Origin of the sequence: Mycobacterium sp. M23085 (assembly GCF_045343915.1) — a bacterium.
Taxonomy (GTDB): domain Bacteria; phylum Actinomycetota; class Actinomycetes; order Mycobacteriales; family Mycobacteriaceae; genus Mycobacterium.
The window spans coordinates 487,889-508,728 of record NZ_CP174280.1; the positions used below are offsets into that span (position 1 = coordinate 487,889).

The following is a 20,840-nucleotide window of genomic DNA, read 5'->3' on the forward strand; positions in this document are numbered from 1 at the left end:
GCACCGTCTACTTGCGCAACGCGGTCGCCGCGACCTGAACGAACACGCCGGTGTCCTCGGCCATCAGCAGGCCTCGGCCACGGGGCAGCGGACCACCCTTCATCTTGCCGCGGATGAATCCCTCGTCGGGGTCGGCGTCCATCACCAGCAGTGGCGCGTTCGCCTGCGCCAGCGCCCGCAACATCGGGTCGCTGCCGGCCGACGACCAACCACCGAACGTGCGCGTGACGATCACGTGCAGGCCGACGTCGGCAGCCCGGGTCACCCAGGGCGCGGCCTTGTGCAGCGGCGAGTCGAAACCTGCCGGCAGCTGCTGGATGTCGTCGACGATCAAGAAGATCTCCGGCCCGCTCCACCAGTTCCGCGACAGCAGCTCCTCGGCGGACAAGCCGGGCGGCGGCTCGCGGCCGGCCAGGACCGCGGCCAGTTCGCCCATCATCGCCTGCACGCCGTCGAGGTTGTAGGCGAATTTCTCCACGTAGTCCGAGCCGAGCGTGGTCAGCAACTGACGACGGGGGTCCACCAACCACACCTGGGCAGAGGGCCGCCCCGCCGGCGGCGTCGGAGCGCTGGTCGCGCCCGGCGCGTACAACCGCCCGATCTCAGACATGATGGTGGCCAGCGTCGTGGTACGCCCACATTCGCGACGGCCGGTCACCATCAGGTGCGCGTTTTCGGCGAAGTTGAGATAGACCGGCGACAGGTCCAATTCCGAGATGGCCCAGGCGATTCCGCCCGCACCGACGCCCTGGCGGGTGTCGTGCGCGGCGAGCTCGCGAAGCTGCTCCACCCCGAAGGTCGCGGGCAGCCGGCGCACCGGCGGAGCCTGGGCGCTGGTGATCCGGCTGACGGCCTCGACGATGCTGTCGGACTCGAACCGGTTGTCGGGCGTGCTGGCCAGCGCGGGCCGCGCCACCAGCGTGTGCAGACCGGACTGTGGGTCGGCGTCGAGGCGGACGTAGTTGACCGCCACCATGCCGCGCCCCGGCTTGACCGGAACGTCCTTGGCGAACCGCGAACGCACCAGCTTGGCGTCTTCCACAGCGGCCAGCCGCAGTTCGACGCGGGAGCCGAAACCGCTGCGCACCGGCGGCCGCAGCTCCGATTCACGATCGGCGGTGACCACCACGTGCACCCCGAACGAGGGGCCCTGGTTGATGATCACGTTCACCTGCTCGATCAGCACCTCGTTCTCCTCGGCGAGCGCCCGGTAGTTGTCCACCACCAGGTAGACGTCGCCGAACCCGTCGTTGGGGACCGGGCCGGGCTCGCCGCCGAACTTGCGCCGCCGGAACACCTCCATCGAGGCGATCCCGTACTCGAGGAAGCTGCGCTTGCGCTCCCGCACCAGGGCCAGAAGTTCGGCCACCGTGCGACGAACACCGTAGGGGTCGGTCGGACCGGCCACCTCGCCGACGTGGGGCAGCCGGGCCACCGTGGTCAGCGCGGTGCTGCTGTAGGCCAGGCAGTAGAACTGGATCTGCTCGGGGGTGTGGGTGAGCGCCGCCGAACAGATCAGGGTCTGCAGCGCGGTCGTCTTGCCGGAACCACCGGCACCCAGGATCAGCACGTTGGCACCGGGTCCGGACGTGTCGACGGTCCACGGCGGCTGGTCGTGCTTGAAGGGACGGTCGATGATCCCGATCGGGAAGACGAGATCTCGCGCGGTGCCGTAATCCTGCTGCCAGGGGCGGCCGAGGAACCGGTTCACCAGTTCGTCGATGGCGACGGGCTGGCTCAACGGCGGCTGCCACAGCCGGTACGGCTGGAAGTCGATCTTGCGCAGCTGGTCGATGATGACCGTACCGACCTTGGGCGTCCGGATCCCTTCGGAATCGTCGTCCTCGGCCGCCTCGATCGGAAGCGGCTCGCCGTCGGCGGGGAGGGCGGGCACGGTGACGTCCGGTCCCCCGACGCTGACTTCCAGCGGGGTGAATGAGTTGGTGAACAGTTGCGGACGCACGTAGTCGATGCTGTGCACCAGCGCCGGCGCTTCGTCTCCGTCGTCGGTGAGGCCGCGCGGGAAGTAGTCCCGCCACAGGAATTCGGCCTGGAACCGGGTGATGTCTTCCAGGCTGCGGCGGAAATAGCCCAGACCGGCCTGGGCGGGCAGGTTGACCGCGTTCGGCACACCGGCCGCCTGGGCCGCACCGGCGGTACGCGCCTTCAGCACCAACCGGTAACCCATGTTCTCCATCAGCTTTTCGGCGCGGCTCTCGATGGTCTGCGACGCCATCATCAGGTGGATCCAGTAGGCGCGACCCTGGCGGCCGATCGAGTCGAGGACGTCGACGGCCGTCGGCATGATGCGGAACCACTCGTAGAACTCGTCGATGACGACCACCAGCATCGGCAGCGGCGCCATGTCCTGGCCGCGTGCCCGCATCCGGCTGCGCACCGAGTTGTATTCCTTGGCGTCGTCCACACCGGCGCTGTCGCAGATCGCCTTGCGGCGGGCGATCTCACCCCACAGCGCGTCCAGGAAGCGCTCCATCAACGCCTGGTCTTCTTCCAGGTCGGTGATGATCCGGGACACGTGCGGCACGCCGGCGAACGGCTTGACCGCCGACCCACCCTTGAGGTCGGCCAGCACGAACTGCAGCTCCTCCGGCGGGTGGCTGAGCATCAGCGATTCGATCACGGTCCGCACCAGCGTCGACTTACCCGAACCGGTCGTACCGGACATGACGCCGTGCGGACCGTCACCGCCTTCGTCCAGCGACTTCATGTCCAGGAACAGCAGCTCGCCGTTGTCGGAGCGGACACCGAACGGCGCGCGCAGCCGGGACCTGCCCATCGAGTCGTTGCGGCTACCCCACAGTTGCTCGAAGTCGATGCGGCCCGGGTCCTCTATTCCGTAGTAGGACAAGATGTCTCGGGCGCCGATGTGCGCCACCCGCTGGCCGATCTCCTCGTAAGCCTCGGCGAGCCGCCAGCGCGCCAGCTTCTGCGAGAACTCTTCGGCCTCGGCGGTGCTGATGTGATCGGTGAGGGCGAAGAACCAGGGCTTCTCGTCGATGACCATCCAGGTGTCGCGGTCGCGGGGCAGCGCCTCGATCACACCCTTCTCGTCGAACCGCAGCGTGCGCTCCGGAACCGCGCTCCACATCGTGGAGCCGGTGAGGTCGAAGAAGGTCACCCCGTCGACGCCTTCACCACTGATCACGTACTCCCACTGCGGGTCAACGGCATCGGCGATGATCACGGTGTGCGGTGTCGGGGTCTGGGCCGACGAGCTGGCGTGCCGGGGCGTGAAAGAGCCACGGCCGGCGAACAATTCGGCCTGCTCCGCGGCGAACTCGCGCACCGAGCTGTAAACCATCCGCGCGTTGCCCGCGGCGTCCTGGCGGCGCGGGTCGCCGAAGTGCGGCAGCCACTTCACCCAATCCCATTCGTCCAGGTCCGAACTGACCACGATCATCCGCATGTGGTCGGGCCCGTGTGAGAACGCCAGCTGGCAGATGATCGCCCGCATCAGTCCCACCACCTGCTCGCGATCGCCGACCAGCGAGTACCAGGGCTCGACCAGCACGGAGATCATCTTCGGCAGGTTGTAGACGACGCTTTGGTAGCGACCGAATTCCTGAAGCGCCTTACCGGTCACCGGCTCCAGCTCGATGTCGGTCGGCATGTTCTGGGGCTCACCCCAGGTCACCTCGGGGCGCGTCATCCCGACGCCGACGCGAACCACGCCGAAGTTCAGGTCTTTACCGTCGGGCTTGCGTTCCCACATCCGGGACGAGCCGACCGCGGCGGCCAGCGTGGTGGGCGCCGGGTGGAACCACCGGTAGTTGGCGTCCATGCTGTCGGCCGACTCGTGGGCGGTCTCCCGCAGCATGTCCAGCATCAGCATGAACTGCGCGCGCATCGAGTCCAGCTTGGGCCGGCTCATCTGCTGCTGGCCGCCGAACCGCCCGCCGAACATCATCATCGCGACGCCACCGATCATGAAGATCGGGAAGATCGAGCCGGCGCCGCCGAACACGCGCGAACCGCTGGCGAAGGTCATGGCGACCATACCGATCAGCAGGCCGACCACCACGACGCCGACCACCACGATCCACCAGGGCTTGCCTTCCGGTGGCGGGATGCTCAACGGCGTCGGGAGGACGATGTTCTCCGGCTTGATTACCGGAGGCTTCTCCGGTGTAGGCCGCGCAAATCCACGTTTCACTTCGGTACCGCCAACTCTCCTGGGGACATATCCATCGGTAGCGTGTCGTGTTCCACCAGCGCATCCGCTCGCGACAACGTCGGCCCTTGCGGTAGCAGCCGCAGCGCCACCCACGGTGCCAGGCCCGGTTTCGTCTTCAGGCCCAACGCTTCTCGTACCTCGCGAGTGTCGTCGACCCCGAAGCGGGCACCCGCATCCGTGAGCCACCACAACGATTCGGTGGTCTTGGCTCCCGGGTCGTTTCCGGTGACGGCCACGAAGTTGGCGTAGTCGGGCCCGAAGAAGACCTGGTCGGCTTCGCGGCCGGTGGTGTCGGCCTTGACCAGCGACACCACCTTGCCGGCATCCTTCTGCTGGACCGGAATGGTCGCGCCGGAGATGACCTGGACACGGGCCCGGTCCTCACCGGAGGTCTTCTGCCACCACCAGCAGGTCGCCGGGTTCTCGCGGATGTCCATCACGTTCAACGGTGCGTCCGGGTAGGACGACAGGTCCAGCTTGTTGACCACCGGCATCTTCGCCAGCGCGGACGGTTCCACGGTCACCGGTTTGGTGTTGCCGGGCCCGGCGTTCTGCAGGATCTGGGCCACCAACGGTGGCAGCGTCTGCACGCCGTCGGCCAACACCAATGAATACTGTTGTGGCCCACTGATTTGCGGCGTGACGATCACCGTGCCGATCGGGCCGGGCGCGTTCGGGAACGACGCACCGGCACCGGCATTCTGGATCTGCGGCACGGTCAGTTCCGGACCCACCGGCAACGCGTCGTAGAGGGCACGGCTCATCGGCTTGGCCATGCTGACCTCCTCGGGGGTGAGCCCCAGCGGGAGCAGCACCGATCGGTTCGATCCGTCGATGCGTGAGCGACGCCCGTCCCGGATCACCCAGGCATCCCCGTTGTAGTTCAGCACCACCGCGTCCGACCCGGTCAACACTCGCCGGTGGTTGCTCAGATCGGGATTGCCGTCGATCACCGTCACCGTCACACCGGACGGTGCCCCGGCGCCGGTCGAGTTCGCCACGGTGTCGCAGACCAACCAGGACGACGCGGGCGGGCTGGTCGGGTGGAAGCTCGACGGTGCACCCGGGATGCCCACCATCGGACCCCGCGGCAGGCTGGCGATCTGGTTGGACTTGACCAGGTGTGGGTTGTCGGGGCGACCGGTGATCAGGCGGGCCGACGCCAAGTTCAGCGCCGGGTACAACTTGTCGCCGACGCGGACGTACAGCGCGCCCGAGTCGCGGTCGGCGATGATCGGCGACTCGTTGATCTGGCCGGCCGGGCTGATGAAGGAGTAGAGCAGCGCCCCGAGGCAGATCACCAGCGCGGCGGAGATCGATGCCACCACGGCCAGGTTCTGCCGCCGACCCGGCTCAACCTCCATGCGGACGCGCCACCGGGTCAGCGCCATCGCGGTCCGGCGCGCGAGGAACTGGTAGCCGGTCACCTGGGTCCGGGTGGACAGCCCGAGGCCGTACCCCGACCCGCGCTGCCCGCGACTCTCTTCCGCCACTTATTCACCATCCGGTCTGCTGATGCGTCTGGATATTGCCCGTGCGAACTGATCCAGCGCGAATTACACGACAACGTTAAGGCACCTGCGCGGACCTCGCCACGCGGCGCTGAAGCGATACTCTTCTACATCTCTTTATGCACCCGAATCCGGCCGCGTCCACCGCGCCGGAGCCGCCACCGAGGATGGCGTCGGCATATGCCGCTGAGCTGGCAGTTTCACGTCCCCCACGGATGAGCGGACCGGATCCTTTTCGTCTACCTGCAACATCGTAGTGGCCGCGCGTCCTTTCGTCCTGTCGAGCGCGGGAAGCCTTTGCCGAGGGCAGGCACGAATGAATGGCAGGCCACCGCCCAGCAAAGAATGCGCTAACTTGCGCGGGGTCCGAGTCGCCGGCCGGCGAATCCTGACAGCAAGATGGCGGTATGACTGAACTCGCGCCGTCGCTGATCGAACTCGCCCGGAGGTACGGCATCGCGACGGAATACGAGGACTGGACCGGCCGGCGGGTGGGGGTTTCCGAGGCCACGTTGAAGGCCGTGCTGGGTGCCCTCGGCGTCGCGGCCGACAGCGAGCAGGAGCGCAACGTCGCGCTGACCGCGAAGCTGCGGTCACACTGGGCGCGCCGGCTGCCGGCGACCATCGTCGGGCGTACCGGGGAGCAGATCCGGTTCTGGGCGCATGTCACCCACGGCGATCCCGCCGAGGTGTGGTTGGAGCTCGAAGACGGCACGGCGCGCGGCGGTGTCGAGCAGGTCGACAATTTCACCCCGCCGTTCGACCTGGACGGTCGCTGGGTGGGCGAGGCCAGCTTCCTGCTGCCCGCCGATCTGCCGCTGGGCTATCACCGGGTGCACCTGCGCTCCGGTGACTGCGAGACCAGCACCGCTCTGATCGTGACGCCGGACTGGCTGGGGCTCCCGGAGCGGCTCGGCGCCCGCCGCGCGTGGGGCCTGGCCGCTCAGCTGTACAGCGTGCGGTCGCGGCAGTCCTGGGGGGTCGGCGATCTGACCGACCTGACCGGCCTGGCGGTGTGGTCGGCATCGCGCCACGGTGCCGACTATCTGTTGGTCAATCCCCTGCATGCGGCGGCCCCGACCAAACCGATGGAGCCGTCGCCGTACCTGCCGACGTCGCGCCGCTTCGTCAACCCGATTTATCTTCACGTCGAGGCAATCCCCGAATTCGCCTACTTGACCAAGCGCAGCCGGGTCCGCCGGCTGCGCTCCGAGGTGCAGCAGCGCGCCGCCCGCTTCGACACCATCGACCGCGACAGTTGCTGGACCGCGAAGCGGGCGGCGCTCAAGCTGCTGCACCAAGAACCGCGGTCGGCGGGACGGGAGCTGTCCTACGCTACGTTCCGCGACCGTGAGGGCCGCGCGTTGGACGACTTCGCCACCTGGTGCGCGCTGGCCGAGAAGTACGGTGCCGACTGGCACTCCTGGCCCGAGGCGCTGCAGCACCCGGACGCATCCGGGATTGCGGATTTCGTCAAGAAGCATTCGGACACAGTCGATTTCCATCGCTGGCTGCAGTGGCAACTCGACGAGCAGCTGGCCGCGGCGCAGTCCCAGGCGATCCGGGCCGGCATGTCCTTGGGCATCATGCATGACCTGGCCGTCGGCGTGCACCCCAACGGCGCCGACGCCTGGGCACTGCAGGACGTGATGGCGCTGGGCGTGACCGCGGGCGCGCCGCCGGACGAGTTCAACCAGCTCGGCCAGGACTGGTCGCAACCGCCGTGGCGGCCAGACCGGTTGGAGGAGCAGGAATATCGTCCTTTCCGCGCGTTGATCCGTGCGGTGTTGCGGCATGCCGGCGGGGTGCGCATCGACCACATCATCGGGTTGTTCCGGCTCTGGTGGATCCCGCAGGGCTGCTCACCCACCGAAGGCACCTACGTGCGGTACGACCACGAGGCCATGATCGGCATCGTCGCGCTGGAAGCCCACCGGGCCGGGGCGGTCGTCGTCGGTGAGGATCTCGGCACGGTCGAGCCGTGGGTTCGCGACTACCTCTTGTTGCGGGGCCTGCTGGGCACTTCGATCCTGTGGTTCGAGTTGGACCGCGACGATCCCAGCGCCCGCGGACTGCCGCTGCGTGCCGAGCGCTGGCGCGAATACTGTCTGTCCTCGGTCACCACGCACGATCTGCCTCCGACGGCCGGCTATCTCGCGGGTGACCATGTGCGGCTGCGTGATTCGTTAGGGCTGCTGACCCGCCCCGTCGACGAGGAACTCGAGTCGGACCGGGCGGAGCTGGCGGCGTGGCTGGCCGAACTGCGCCGGGTCGGATTGCTCGAGGAGGGTGAAGAAGATCCCGAGCAGGTCATCGTGGCGCTCTACCGCTATCTGGGCCGGACGCCGTCGCGGCTGCTGGGGGTGGCGCTGACGGACGCTGTCGGTGACTGCAGGACCCAGAATCAGCCCGGCACCACCGACGAATACCCCAACTGGCGGGTGCCGCTGGCCGGTCCCGACGGGCGCGCGGTGATGCTCGAGGACGTGTTCACCGACCCCCGCCCCGCCACGCTCGCCGAAGCCGTGCGTGCCGCGATCGCTCCGGTCGCCACCGAAAGCGCGGCCCGCTGATCGCCCCGGCGGGCGCCTTGTTAGCTTCAACAGCCATGAAGGTGTCAGTCGTGGCCCCGGTCGCCGACGGTGTGACCGCGGACCCCGACTGGATGGTGGCGTTCGCTCGCCACCTCGAAGCGTGCGGGTTCGAATCGATCGTCGTCGTCGAGCACACGGTTCTACTCACCCGTTACGACAGCATCTATCCCTACGACGATTCGGGACGCGTCGGCCTGGCGCCGGACTGCCCCATCCCCGATCCGCTTGACCTGCTTGCGTTTCTGGCCGGCCACACCAGCCGCCTCAGGCTGGCCACCGGGGTATTGGTGCTGCCCAACCATCATCCTGTGGTGCTGGCCAAGCGGGCCGCCACCGTCGACGCCCTGTCGGGCGGCAGACTGCGCCTGTGCGTGGGGGTCGGCTGGCTCAAGGAAGAGCTCGCCGCCTGCGACGTGGACTTCGACAGCCGGGGCCGACGCGCCGACGAGCAGCTGGCCGTAATGCGGGAATTGTGGGCGCAGCGTCCCGAAGGCGCCTCTTTCACGGGTGAGTTCTTCGACTTCGACAACGTCATGTGTTATCCGAAACCCGTTGCGGGGGAACGCCTGCCGATCCACATCGGTGGCCACAGCCGAGCCGCCGCGCGTCGCGCCGGACGCCTCGGCGACGGCTTCCAGCCGCTCGGGGTGAGCGGGCCGCGACTCGCGTCGCTGATCGCACTCATGCGTGACGAGGCGTCATCGGCGGGCCGGGATCCGATGGCGCTGGAAGTGGCACTGGGCCACGCGGTCACCAAGATTGACGCCGAGCGCGCGGCCGCCCTCGCCGATCAGGGCGCCGACCGTTTGGTGCTGGCCATGCCACCGACCACCGACATCGAGCAGGCCAAAGACCTGCTGTCCGCGTGCGCACAACGGTTGTCCTTGAAGAACTCATGACGCTTTCAGCCGAGCAGCGGGCGGCCCTGACCGACCTGGTGCACCGGTACGCCGCCAATGTCGATGATCGTGAATTCAACGCTGTTGCAGGGCTATTCACCTCCGATGCCGCGCTGGTGGTGCCCGCACCGCCGGCCGATCTGCGGCCGGTCCATTCGCATCGCGGCCGGCAGGCCATCACCGCCGCGGTCGCGGCCGTCGCGGCGGTCGCCCGCACCGAGCACGCGATCATCGGTGAGGTGTACGACGCGGCTCCGCAACCCGGCACCGCCCGGGGCCGGATCGCGTGTGTCGCGCACCACTGGGACGCGCGCGACGCCGAGGTGATGGACGTGGCCTGGCACCTGCGCTACGACGACGAGTACGTGCTGACCGACGCGGGCTGGCGGATCGGCCGCCGGGCGTTGACGATCAATGCCATCGAGACCCGCACCGTGCGCCGGCTGCGGCCGCACGACCCTGTCTAGGGTGTTGGCAGCTGATCATGCGTGCACGCACAGTGATCCGGATGACGTTTCGCGCTGCGGCACTGATCGCGAATGTCGTTGAGCGGCCGACAGCAAACTTTGACAAACTTCGTTGGCATTTCACAGCTGGTTGACGTACCGTCGCCACTCCAATATCCGGGCGGTTTCGGCAATTCCATCCGCGCAGAGCGTTCTTTGGCGTTAGGTTCGTGATTCGCTCCGGAATTCCAGGCAAAGGAGAGGAATTATGCCGGCGCAGCGGCGCTGTAGGCGATTTATGGTCCTGCCAATGACGATTTGCTTGCTTCTGGTCCCCGAGGTCATTTACGCCGGCCCGGCTTACGCTGACGTCAACTCCTACCTCAACGACCTGCACAAAGACGGCATCCGCGACGTCGACGGCGGTGACGCGACACTGGTGCAAGTAGGCCAGGAGGTTTGCCAACAGGTATGGGCGGGCGTTGATGTCAGCCAGCTGAAGGAAACGGTGCTGCAGACCTCCGACCGCCGGCTGGGCCGGGGTGGCCTGAACTCCCGACAGGCCAGCGACTTCGTCGACGACGCCGTAAATGATCTGTGTCCATGACTAGTTCGTCTTTCCCACATCACCAACCGGCGGGTAAAGCGTAATTCCCGTCGCCTCCTGCCAAGTCGTTTGTCCGAACGGCGTTTTGGGTAGCACCACCAGATCGGCCGAAGCGGATGTGACAGCAGAGGAGACGCCCATGAGTCCGAGGACTGCCGACCACGATCGGACCGCTGACCGCCACCCGCGCGGATCGCTATCGGCGGCGGGGCAAACGCCCGGGCTACTCGTGGTCGCGGCGGCCGCGTTGGCCTTCGCGGTGTGCGTGACCAATTTCGCCTTGGGTGAGGCCGGCGCGGGTGTCGCCGCCGCTATCGTCGCGATGCTGACGTTCGGGGCCGGCTTGTCCTGGCTTGCGATGGACCGCAGGCGAATTCGCGATGACGAGAGGGAATGGGTGACCACCCACCCGGCCCGGTAGCCCGGCTAGCGCAGGGCCGCGAGGTTGTTCACCGACTTCTGCACATCGGATCGCAGCACGCGGGCGACCAGTCCCCCGATCGGCCCGCTCAGCAGACCGCCGCTCAGATCCGCGGTGAGGTGGAACGTCGACCCCGGGTGATCATCGGTAACGGTCATCGCGACCGTGAGACGGATACCGCCGCGACCGCGGCCGCGCAGCTCGATGGCTTTCGGCTCGTCGTACCGGGTGACCTCCCAGTGAATGACGTTGCGAAACCCCTTGACCTTGACGCACGACGAGACACAGGTGCCCTTCTCGATGGTGTCGGGCACCGGCCCACGCCATCCGGCGAAAATCGTCATCCACTCGTCGAATCGATCCAGGTCGGACGCCAGCTTCCACGCCGCTTCCGGTGGTACCTGTGACGACACCGATACATCTACGCGAGCCAAAGTCATCCTCCCCTGGCGATAGAAGTGTCACCGCCAACGCGCCGACGGCAACCGCACAACCGAGTTCGGATACCCCGACACCGTCGCGCCTATTCGTGGGCCGGGATGCTCAGGGCCACGCCTGGTCCAGCTGCTGGGCCACGTCGATGATTTGCGCCGCCTGCGACTGGGGCGAGTCGATCTCGGCGGCGACATAATGCGCGATGAATCGCCGGATCTCACCGTCTACGCCGGCCAGGATCCGCAGCACCTCGCCGCGGATCGACTTCGATGAGACGTTGACGGTGATGTCGGAAGGCCGCGGTTTGGCGACGTCGACGATCAGCAACAGCGGTTCGGCCGCGCGCGCAGTGGCGCGCAGTTGGATGTCTCCGGAGACCATGAAACGCTGCTTGTCCAGCCATAGGTCGACCAGCAGGTCGATCGAGAGCGGAATGTGGATGACGAAGGTGATGGTGTCGCCCAGCCGGCGGGTGACCCGCGGCTCTTGAATCTTGACGTTGGCACTGACTTTGGCGATTCCCCCCGGGCCCTGCGCAATCGGCTCCATGGCGAACTCGCTGCCGGCAATGTCGGCGAACGCGGCGGCGACCCGCTCGGGGGTGACGGCGACCTCGAAGAACCTGCGGCCAAACTCTTCGTAGGTGACATAATCGTGGTTCGTCATAGGCTTATACCGTCTCATGTCGCCTGCCGGAACGGTCGCTGATCTGCCCGCGTCGCAGAAATCTGGGGCAGATCCCGTCTCTCGGGTCAGCAAACCTATTCGTGCCCCGGTGGCGTTGTGAAGCGCACCACAGCCGGGGTGGTTCGATTCGATGTGTCGGGCGGTGGCCTGCCAGGCTTGAAGGTGGAGGTGTTTTCAGTCATGCCCCAGGAAGTAACTGAGCAGCGCACTGGGCTGGCCCTGGTGCCGGCGGTGCTCATCTGGCTCGGCGGCGGGCACCGGAGCGAGCTCGGCGAGCGCCACGAACGGTCCACCCATGCTGTCGCCGGCGCGGTGGCGTTGTTGGGCGCGGTGCTGGCCTGGCTGGTCGCAACGCTGGCGGTAAGCGGCTCGGCTCGCTGGCCACTGCCGGCCGTCGTGGCGCTCAGCCTCGTCTTCGGTCTGCTGGTCGGCGCGGTCACCCGGGGCACCATCCCGGGGCCCGAACGGAGCCGCTCCGGCGTCGTGGGCCGCGCCGCGGTGGCCGCCGCGGTGGGCGTCGTCGTCGGCGAACTCGCAGCATTGGTCATCCTTTCCAGCTCGATCGACCATCGTCTCGACGAACGTGCGTTGCGCAACGCGGGGTCGGAACCCGCGGTCGCACAGGCATCGGCGTCCCTGCAGCAGACCAGGGATGCCCGCACCGCGCTCGACAGCGCGGTCGCGCAGGCCCGTGACAGCCAGGACAAGGCCTTGGTCGTCGCCCGCTGCGAGTACCACCCCACACCTGGCTGCCCGCAGACGCGGATCACCGGCGACCCCGGTGCCGGGCCCGAAACGCGCACCGCCAACCAGGTTCTCGCCGATGCCCAGCATGAATTGGATACCGCGCTAGCCGCCCGGGACAGCCGCGCACCAGACCTGGACGCCACGATTGCGCGCCAGGAGGCAGCGCTGAACGACGCACGGGCCGCCGTTGTGGCGGACGCCGGCCGGGGTCTGGGCGCGCGCTGGATCGCGATGAATGAGCTCACCTTCGCCGATGCCGGGGCGATGGCCCTGCGGCTGTTGACGCTCGCGCTGTGCGTGCTGCTCTACCTGGCGCCCCTGATCCTGGGCTTGTGGCGCGGACAGACATCCCACGATCGCCGTGCCGCCTCGCGCGCCGAGCGCGAGCGCGCCGAACTCGACGCCGACACCGCCATCGCGGTGAAGCGGGCCGAGGTGCGCCGCGAGGCCGAAATCCTGTGGGCCGAGCACCAACTGACGCAGGCTCGACTCGCCATCGAGGCGCAGGCCGAGATCGATCGCGAGCAGCAACGCCGCCGGGTGCTGGAGGTTTTCGACAATCCGGTGCCCGCGCCGTCGCGGCGCACCTTCGAGCCGGGCGATGACGACGTGTATCTGCCGATCGCCGCCGAAGCCGAGGCCGCCAGTCGGGCGATCACCCAGCTGCCGGCGCCGGAGCCGGCCGCCGGCTCGGGCCTTGCCGAGCCACCCGATGTCCCGGAGAACCTGCCTGCTGCCGCGTCGCCGGTCGGCGAGGTGGAGACGCACGAGGAACGGAATGTCCCGTTGATCCCGTCGATTCCGGACGCCACCAAGGCCGCCGCCCGGTGGATCCGCCCGCTGGTGCCGCCGTTCGTGACCAAGGTGCTCGACACCACCACCCAGCCACTGCGCACCGCGCGCCAGGTGTTCGAAGGCGTCCTGGAAGAAACCGAAGAGATCACGTTCACGCTCAAGCGCAGCCGTAAGATGGCGGTCAACACCGAGGCCTCCGACACTCAGCTGTCCGGGCAGCCCGCCAGCACCGAAACACCTTCGGCCCGAACCGGATTCGTTACCTCGTCGCGGCAAGAACCCCGCCACCGCCCGCACCGACAGGTGGCCGGTGACCGTTCCCACTCGTCCCTGCCGCGGCGGGTTGCAGATGATGCTGACCGCTTGTCGGTGGAGTCCGCGGAAGGCGCCCGTCGGCGCGCGCTGACCAAGCGGGATGGACCTCCCGAGTTGGGTCCGCCTGACGGCCCGCGCCAGCTGCCGCCGTCGAAATAGCTTGGCGTTATTAGGAACCGAACGCGTCGCGGAGTTCGGAAACGAACGCGGCGCGGAGTTCGACTCCTGAGCGTAGCGCGCGGATGATGTGACGCCACCATCTTGTCGCGTCGATCCGAGGGCCCAGTGGTGTCGGTTTCCTGCAACAGAACCACGATTCCGAGCACTTTCCATCGTCTTCGGTGCTCTGGGCGCCGATGCACCCACCCTGGCGGCAGGGAAATGTCAGCCGGTCGCGACAACACCAGCCGCCCACCGGATGACCGGCACCACCGCAGAGGAAGCTCAACGATGACCGAAACGACGTCCGCGATGTCCACGTTCGACGCGACCGAGGCGCTTGACGATCTTCTCGCCGATGTCGGCTTGTCGGTCGCCGACGCCGGGGGCCGAGTCACCTTCGCCGGTCAGGATCCCATCATCCCGGCGCGGCATCGATTGGCAGCGGCGATCGGTATACCGATGATGGGCAACGCGGTGGCGGCGGCCGCGATGCACCGCCAGCGCGGCGGTCCGGGCCAGGATCTGCATTTGGATTTGCGCCAAGCCGTACATCACATCAATCCCAGCTACGCATGGGAGCCGACGCTTGCCGGCGAATTTCCTTCCATTGCGCTGGTATTGGACAATCCTTTCGCGCTCATTCCGTATCGGACCCGCGATGGGCGCACCGTAATGGCCTCGGCGGTGTATCCGCACCAGTCGGCCAAATGGTGCCGATTCCTCGATGTGCCACCCGATTGCGTTAAAGTCGCGAAGGCGTTTGGCGATTGGGATGCCTTCGATCTCGAAGAAGCGGCCAACGCGGTCGGTTTGCCTGCCTGTGTGGCCCGCAGCCCCGAGGAGTGGCTGGCCCACCCGCATGGAGCGCTGCTGGCCAGCCAGCCCGTCATCGGGCTCACCCGCATAGGCGACGCCCCTCCGCACGAACTAGGGCCCTCGGAGCGACCCTTCGGGGGCGTGCGCGTGTTGTCGTTCACCCACGCGGTGGCGGGGCCGACGGTGGGCCGCGTGCTGGCCGAGCAGGGTGCCGAGGTGCTCGGCGCTTCCCGCCCGAACGACTTCGAGCACGACTGGGTCTATTTCGAAGCCAATATCGGATCTCGCAGCGCATGGCTGGATTTGACCAAGGACCGCGGCAAGGCCGATGTCAGTCGATTGTTGCGCGACGCGCATGTCGTGGTGAACAACCATCGCCACCTCAAATTGGAGAAACTGGGTCTCGACCCCTGCGAACTCGCAAGCACCCACCCGGGCCTAATCCACGTCTCGGTCACCTGTTATGGGTCGAGGGGGCCGTGGGCACACCGCGGCGGTTTCGACATGAACGGATCGGCCGCGTCCGGATTGATGGTGATCGAAGGCGGGGCCGATAGCCCCAAGCTGCCGCCCACCGGGCTCATCAACGATTTCATCACCGGCTACATGGGCGCTCTGGGCGCGGCCGCCGGGCTGATCCGACAACAAACCGAAGGTGGTAGCTGGCATGTCACCGTCAACCTCACTCGTAACGCGATGTGGTACCAAACCCTGGGCCTGGTTGACCCCGCCGACGCAGGCCGAGACGACGAGCACTCGATCGCCGAACCAATCGCTTACGATGCCGAGAGTCCCATGGGTGGAATCCACATGCTCGCCCCGCCCGTCAGTTTCAGCCGCACCGCGCCCGGCTGGGCGGATCCGATCCTCGTCCCCCGGGGATCCAGCCGCCCCGAATGGACCGGCCTCAGCCGCTCGGCATGAAGCTTGTCGCCCAGAGTGAGCACCTCGGTGAGTCGACGGCGTGACAATAAGCGGTGTGGACGGCGTGGACGGCGTGGACGAGATGGATATCGCCTTGCTCGATGCGCTCCATGTCAATCCGCAGATCAGCTTTGAGGAACTCGGCCGGGTTCTCGACGTCTCGCCGGTCACCGCGGCACGGCGGTGGCGTCGCCTGGTGTCCACCGGGCGAGCATGGGTCTCGTCCGCCATCGGTCCGCGGCTGCCAGCGCGAGCCGCGCTGTTCGAGGCCGAGTGCAAACCCGGGGCCGCTCCCTCGGTGGCCGACAAATTCGCGGTCATGCCGCAGGTCTTCAGCGTCAATATAACGACGGGCGCCGGCAACCTCTATGCATTGGTAGCAGCCGCCGACCAACCCCGGCTAGCCGAGTTGATCATCGATGTCCTTCCCGCGGTCCCGGGGCTGCTGCGCGTGCGGTCCGCGCTCATTACTCGGCTGTTCAGCGGCACCCGCTGGCGACTGGGCGGTCTCAGCGCGAGGCAAGTCCGCGAGCTGACACCGGATCCGGCCGTGCATGCGCATCACCATGAGTTCGACGAGTTCGACCGCCAGTTGTTTCTGGCACTCCAACATGACGGGCGTCTCAGCTGCCGGGATTTGGCTGCCGCCGTCGGCCAGTCGGAACCGGCGGTGCGACGGCGCCTGGGATTGTTGACCCGCTCGGGATTGTTGGCATTCCGCACGGATTTCGCCCGCGTGGAAGCCGGCTGGTTGACCGGTGTCGCGCTGAAACTTCAGGTAAGCGGGTCGCCAGTGGCCGCTGTGGGACGGTCACTGGTGGAATACCCGGAGACCCGCTTCTGCGTCGCGGCCGTCGGCGACGGCGTGGAAAACCTTTTCGTCACCATGCAGCTCCACGCCCTGTCGTCGCTCGACGACTTGATATCGCGACTGATCGCCTCATACCCCGGCGTAACCGTCATCGACACTCGCGTGGTACTACGCTCCGTCAAATCATGGGGGCGGCTACTGGGACCTGATGGTCACGCGCACGAGATCGTGCCGGTCGACTTGTGGGCGCCGCCCAAGCCCGCCCCGCCGGGGCGGCGCTAACGAAACAGCCTGATCCCGTATTCGATTTCGGACTCCGGTAGTGTCGCCACACGCCCTCTTCGCCAGCGCCGGACACCTCGCCGGCGCGTCGGCCACTGCAGCGGTAGCCCGCAAGCGCTTCCCTCCGGATACGCATTTGGGCCGACGGTGTGGTTGTAGTTGGAGGCGGCCGAATTACCCCTCGAAAGCTCGGCCGCCCCAACGTCGTGGCGCTCGCTCAACAGGTTAGAGCGGCGGATTTGAACAGCGCACCCCACTCGCGGCGGGCCGCGGACTGCGCGTCGACGAAGCTGGGCGTCTTCTCCCCGTCCCCCGCCAGGTGCACAAGTGCCCAGGCCATGGCGAATACCGGCACCTTGTGCCGTATTGCCGCGCTGTGCAATTCGTCCAACGCGGCGTCGGAAGGACACCGGCGAAGTCCGATGAGGATGCCCCGCGCGGTGTCGAGAATGCGGCCGGAGTTCGGGCCGCATGAAGTTTGGGCGGGAACCCAGTTCGTCGTCATGCTGTTGATACCTCCTGCTGCGCCTTCGCGAAACCGCTACGTGGATAGCGGCAGGAAGCCGTGCGTTACGCTTCGTCGCGGTCACACCCCCCAAAAGGCGCCCTGTGCAATGATTTGCGGATCCGCCATGATGTGCCAGCCCACCATTGACATTGATATGCGCCTGTGACCGTTTCGAAATCGGCTACTCATCAGTAAATTTGCGACACGTGTTATCGAAACAGGCTGCTCAACAGCGCAATTAGTCGCCGAGCCGGACCGGCCAGGCTCCTCAAAGAATCGCCCCGATCTCCTTCGCCTTGGCGATGTCGTCCCAGTCGACATCGAGGTCCAACAGGATCTCTTCGGTGTGTTGACCGTGCTCGGGGGCGCGCGCGGGCGACGGTGGTGTCTCGTTGAATTGGACTGGCGCGGCGACGATTCGGTATTTCTCGCCGTGGTCGTCGACGTTGGTGATCACGTAACCGTTGGGTTCGACCTGCGGGTCGTTGAGAGTCTCCCGGGGTGTCGCCAGCGGACCCCAGACACCCGGTTCATCCGCGAGCACCGCTTGCCAGTGCGCGAGGTCGTGACGCGCGAAGGCGGTCGCCAGCAGCTCGGTCGCCGCGGCCGCATTGGCGATCAGATTGCTGGAAGGCACGAATCGCTGGTCGTCGGCCAGTTCCGCCAGCCCCACGCGCCCACAGAAGCCCGCCCAGAATTTGTCCGGCTGCAGGAACACCAGCTGGATCCACCTGCCGTCCTTGGTCTTGTACCGGTTGACGAGCGGATTGATGGCCAGGCCGGGCGGTGCGCCGGGGATCCCATCGATATCGAAGAAGTCGGCGGCCGAGATCGACGGCGCTATCGACCACATCGCCTGCGCCAGCAGCGACGAGTCGACAATGGTCGGTTCGCCGGTGCGTTCCCGGTGGAACAGGGCGGCGCACACGCCGCCGGCCAATGTCGCCCCACCCTGCAGGTCACCGAAGCCGGGCCCCTGCACCGCGGGCGTCTCGCTGCCGAACGGCGTCAGCGTGTAGGCGACCCCGCCGCGTGCCAGGTACGTCGCCGCATCGAATCCGCCGCGATCGCGATCCGGTCCACGCACGCCCAGGCCGGTGCCGCGCGCGATGATGATCTGCGGGTTGAACGAGCGGATGTCCTCGACGGTCAGCCGGGCCCGTTCGAGCGCACCGGGCAGCCAGTTGGTCAAGAACACGTCGGCACTGGCCAACAGTCGGCCGAACAGTTCGCGACCCGTTTCCGATTTGATGTCGATCGCGATGCTGCGCTTGCCCCGGTTACCCAGCTCGAGGATGAAGTCGGCGTCCGGGCGGGCCGCTTGCCGGGTGAACCCGCCGACCACCAGCGCGCGCCCGGGATCGCCCGTGGTGACGCCCTCTACCTTGACCACGTCGGCACCCCAGTCCGACAGGGCGGCACCGGCAGAGGGCACGTAAGTCCACGACGCCAGTTCGACCACCCGCACACCCTCAAGGACTCCACCGTGCCCGTCGGCCATCGCCAATCCCCTCGTCGCGACCATTCCTTGCTATTTTAGATATTCTAGCTAGTCTTGGGCGTAGTGATAGCCCATCTGCAGGTCAGCGCAGGTTTCCGGGAAGAGATGCGATGGAGCCGACCGAAGGTCTGATTCCGACGCCCGCCGCGGTGACCGCGCGCCGCGCTATGGCGCGAACGGGCGACACGTCGATCCATTCCCACGGAGATACCAACAGAGACACCAGTGCTGACGGCGAATGGCGTTGGGCCCCAATGCGGGTCCTGATGTAGACCTTCGGACGAAGGACGGGCGATGGGCAGGGTAGCGGGCAAGGTGGCCGTGATCAGTGGCGCCGCGCGCGGTCAGGGCCGTTCCCATGCGCGGATGCTGGCCGCCGAAGGTGCCGACATCATCGCCGTGGATCTGTGCACCGACATCGACACCAATGAGTATCCCCTGGCCCGCCCCGAGGATTTGGACGAGACGGCGCGGCTGGTGGAGAAGGAGGGCCAGCGCGCGTACACCGCGATCGCCGACGTTCGTGACCGCGCGGCGCTGTCCACAGCCATCGACGAGGGCGTCGCCGAATTCGGGCACCTCGACGTGGTGGTGGCCAACGCCGGCATCTGCCCATTGACCGCGGGCCTGCCACCGAAGGCCTTCGCCGACGCGGTGGACGTGGATCTGGTGGGCGTGCTCAACCTCGTCCACGCCAGCCTCAAACACCTGCAGTCCGGTGCATCGATCGTGGTGATCGGGTCCAACGCGGCCTTCATGTCGTCGATGAACACCACGGGCATCGACGGCGGCCCCGGCGGAGCCGGCTACGCGTTCGCGAAATTGGCTGCCGCACATTACGTCAACGACTTCGCCCTAGCGCTCGCCCCGTTCTCCATCCGGATGAACGCGGTGCATCCGACGAACGTCAACACCGACATGTTGCACAGCCCGCCGATGTACCGGGCCTTCCGGCCCGATCTGAAGGAGCCGACCCGCGAGGACGCCGAACCCGTCTTCCCGTTCGTCCAGGCGATGCCGATCCCCTACGTCGAACCCGAGGACATCAGCGAGGCGGTGCTGTTCCTCGCTTCCGACGCCGCCCGGTATATCACCGGCCAGCAACTCCGCGTGGACGGCGGCGGTTTCCTCAAGGTCAAGCCATGGTCGGGCGCGTGACGACGGTGGCACCAATCGGATTGCACCTCAATGGGATTGCGCGATGACCGACGACCGCTCCATGCAACGGCGCCTGTACACGCTCATGGTGCTGATGAAGGCGGCCGACGACCGGCTGTCCAAGGGAATCGGCACCGGCGAATTGATCTGCGTGTACTGGCCGTCGCGCGGGCAGGAGGCGATCGCCGCCGCGATGGGTGTCGCGCTGCGGCCCGACGACCAGCTGGTGACCACTTATCGCGGGTTGCACGATCTCATCGGCAAGGGGGTTCCGCTCGAGGAGATCTACGGCGAGATGATGGGCCGCACGGTCGGCGCGAGCCGGGGCAAGGGCGGCACCATGCACATCGCCAAACCCGAAGTCGGCGTGATGCTTTCGACCGGCATCGTCGGTGCCGGACCCCCGGTGGGTGTGGGATTGGCGATGGCCGCCAAACGCAAGGGGCTCGATCGTGTCACCGTGGTCAGCTTCGGTGACGGTGCCACCAACACCGGCTCCTTTCACGAAGCGGCCAACATGGCCGCGCTCTGGGACCTGCCGGTGGTGTTCGTCTGCCAGAACAACCTGTACGCCGAGATGACACCGACCGGCGACACCATGAAACTCGAGCGGGTGGCCGACCGGGCCGCCGGATACGGAATGCCGGGTGTTCCCGTCGACGGCAACGACCCGCTGGCGGTCAAAGCCGAGCTCGACGCGGCGCTGCGGCGGGCCCGCCGCGGCGGCGGCCCCACCCTCATCGAGTGCCTGACATTCCGCTTCCGCGGCCACTATTTCGGCGACCGGATGCCCTACATACCGTCCGGACAACTCGAGGCGGCGATCGCCGCCGACCCGGTGCCCCGCTTCCGCAGGCACCTTGCCGACACCGGCGTGTGCGGCGAAGCCGAACTCGCGCGCATCGACGACGAGGCGCTGGCGGCGGTGGAGTCCGCCCTGCGGTCCGTGCTGAGCGCCGACCCGCCGACGGCGGACGAACTCGACCGGGACGTCTACGCCACGCCGATCCGGTTCCCGGCCTGAGG

The 20,840-nt window shown here is 67.2% G+C and carries 16 protein-coding genes; 10 read left to right on the forward strand and 6 right to left on the reverse strand.

The window, feature by feature from the left end; all coding sequences use genetic code 11:
* Positions 1–7: 7 nt before the first annotated feature.
* Both eccCa and eccB read right to left on the reverse strand, forming a co-directional pair.
* On the reverse strand, positions 8–4,174 hold the full coding sequence (eccCa, locus tag ACIUM1_RS02085; RefSeq protein WP_406815650.1) for a type VII secretion protein EccCa: 4,167 nt from the start codon (positions 4,172–4,174) through the stop codon (positions 8–10).
* Positions 4,171–5,688 (reverse strand): type VII secretion protein EccB, encoded by a 1,518-nt coding sequence (eccB, locus tag ACIUM1_RS02090; protein WP_406815651.1) that lies wholly within the window; start codon positions 5,686–5,688, stop codon positions 4,171–4,173. The genes eccCa and eccB overlap by 4 nt, the downstream gene beginning before the upstream one ends.
* Positions 5,689–6,113: 425 nt before the next feature.
* Between eccB and malQ the strand changes: the two genes are divergently transcribed.
* The 5 genes from malQ (at position 6,114) to ACIUM1_RS02115 (ending at position 10,673) form a co-directional block, all read left to right on the forward strand.
* A complete protein-coding gene (gene malQ / locus ACIUM1_RS02095; protein ID WP_406815652.1) occupies positions 6,114–8,279 on the forward strand; it encodes a 4-alpha-glucanotransferase in 2,166 nt (721 codons plus the stop codon).
* 35 nt (positions 8,280–8,314) lie between these two features.
* Positions 8,315–9,199, forward strand: coding sequence for an LLM class F420-dependent oxidoreductase (locus tag ACIUM1_RS02100; protein ID WP_406815653.1), 885 nt, complete (start codon positions 8,315–8,317; stop codon positions 9,197–9,199).
* Positions 9,196–9,666, forward strand: a complete 471-nt coding sequence (locus ACIUM1_RS02105; protein WP_406815654.1) for a nuclear transport factor 2 family protein — start codon at positions 9,196–9,198, stop codon at positions 9,664–9,666. Before ACIUM1_RS02100 ends, ACIUM1_RS02105 begins: the two co-directional genes overlap by 4 nt.
* 289 nt (positions 9,667–9,955) lie before the next feature.
* Positions 9,956–10,252, forward strand: coding sequence for a DUF732 domain-containing protein (locus ACIUM1_RS02110; protein ID WP_406815655.1), 297 nt, complete (start codon positions 9,956–9,958; stop codon positions 10,250–10,252).
* A gap of 139 nt (positions 10,253–10,391) precedes the next feature.
* The gene (locus tag ACIUM1_RS02115; protein ID WP_406815656.1) at positions 10,392–10,673 is read left to right on the forward strand and encodes a LapA family protein; all 282 of its coding nucleotides are present in this window, start codon (positions 10,392–10,394) and stop codon (positions 10,671–10,673) included.
* A gap of 5 nt (positions 10,674–10,678) precedes the next feature.
* Here the strand turns inward: ACIUM1_RS02115 and ACIUM1_RS02120 are convergent, their stop codons facing one another.
* Both ACIUM1_RS02120 and ACIUM1_RS02125 read right to left on the reverse strand, forming a co-directional pair.
* Positions 10,679–11,107, reverse strand: a complete 429-nt coding sequence (locus tag ACIUM1_RS02120) for an SRPBCC family protein (RefSeq protein ID WP_406815657.1) — start codon at positions 11,105–11,107, stop codon at positions 10,679–10,681.
* 109 nt (positions 11,108–11,216) lie between these two features.
* The gene (locus ACIUM1_RS02125; RefSeq protein ID WP_406815658.1) at positions 11,217–11,774 is read right to left on the reverse strand and encodes a hypothetical protein; all 558 of its coding nucleotides are present in this window, start codon (positions 11,772–11,774) and stop codon (positions 11,217–11,219) included.
* A gap of 201 nt (positions 11,775–11,975) precedes the next feature.
* On the opposite strand from ACIUM1_RS02125, the gene ACIUM1_RS02130 reads away from it, so the two are divergent.
* The 3 genes from ACIUM1_RS02130 to ACIUM1_RS02140 all read left to right on the forward strand — a co-directional run bounded on the left by ACIUM1_RS02130 (position 11,976) and on the right by ACIUM1_RS02140 (position 16,647).
* The gene (locus ACIUM1_RS02130) at positions 11,976–13,811 is read left to right on the forward strand and encodes a DUF4407 domain-containing protein (RefSeq protein WP_406815659.1); all 1,836 of its coding nucleotides are present in this window, start codon (positions 11,976–11,978) and stop codon (positions 13,809–13,811) included.
* A 291-nt stretch (positions 13,812–14,102) separates the two neighbouring features.
* The gene (locus tag ACIUM1_RS02135) at positions 14,103–15,554 is read left to right on the forward strand and encodes a CoA transferase (protein ID WP_406815660.1); all 1,452 of its coding nucleotides are present in this window, start codon (positions 14,103–14,105) and stop codon (positions 15,552–15,554) included.
* 55 nt (positions 15,555–15,609) lie between these two features.
* Positions 15,610–16,647, forward strand: coding sequence for an Lrp/AsnC family transcriptional regulator (locus ACIUM1_RS02140; protein WP_406815661.1), 1,038 nt, complete (start codon positions 15,610–15,612; stop codon positions 16,645–16,647).
* 217 nt (positions 16,648–16,864) lie between these two features.
* Here the strand turns inward: ACIUM1_RS02140 and ACIUM1_RS02145 are convergent, their stop codons facing one another.
* Both ACIUM1_RS02145 and ACIUM1_RS02150 read right to left on the reverse strand, forming a co-directional pair.
* Positions 16,865–17,152 carry an antitermination regulator gene (locus ACIUM1_RS02145; protein WP_406815662.1) on the reverse strand — a complete coding sequence of 96 codons (288 nt, stop codon included), beginning with the start codon at positions 17,150–17,152 and terminating at the stop codon, positions 16,865–16,867.
* A gap of 271 nt (positions 17,153–17,423) precedes the next feature.
* Entirely contained in the window at positions 17,424–18,656 is a 1,233-nt protein-coding gene (locus ACIUM1_RS02150; protein ID WP_406815663.1) for a CaiB/BaiF CoA transferase family protein, read from the reverse strand.
* A gap of 294 nt (positions 18,657–18,950) precedes the next feature.
* On the opposite strand from ACIUM1_RS02150, the gene ACIUM1_RS02155 reads away from it, so the two are divergent.
* Positions 18,951–19,814 (forward strand): mycofactocin-coupled SDR family oxidoreductase, encoded by an 864-nt coding sequence (locus tag ACIUM1_RS02155; protein WP_406815664.1) that lies wholly within the window; start codon positions 18,951–18,953, stop codon positions 19,812–19,814.
* A gap of 43 nt (positions 19,815–19,857) precedes the next feature.
* Positions 19,858–20,838 carry a thiamine pyrophosphate-dependent dehydrogenase E1 component subunit alpha gene (locus ACIUM1_RS02160; protein WP_406815665.1) on the forward strand — a complete coding sequence of 327 codons (981 nt, stop codon included), beginning with the start codon at positions 19,858–19,860 and terminating at the stop codon, positions 20,836–20,838.
* Positions 20,839–20,840: the final 2 nt, after the last annotated feature.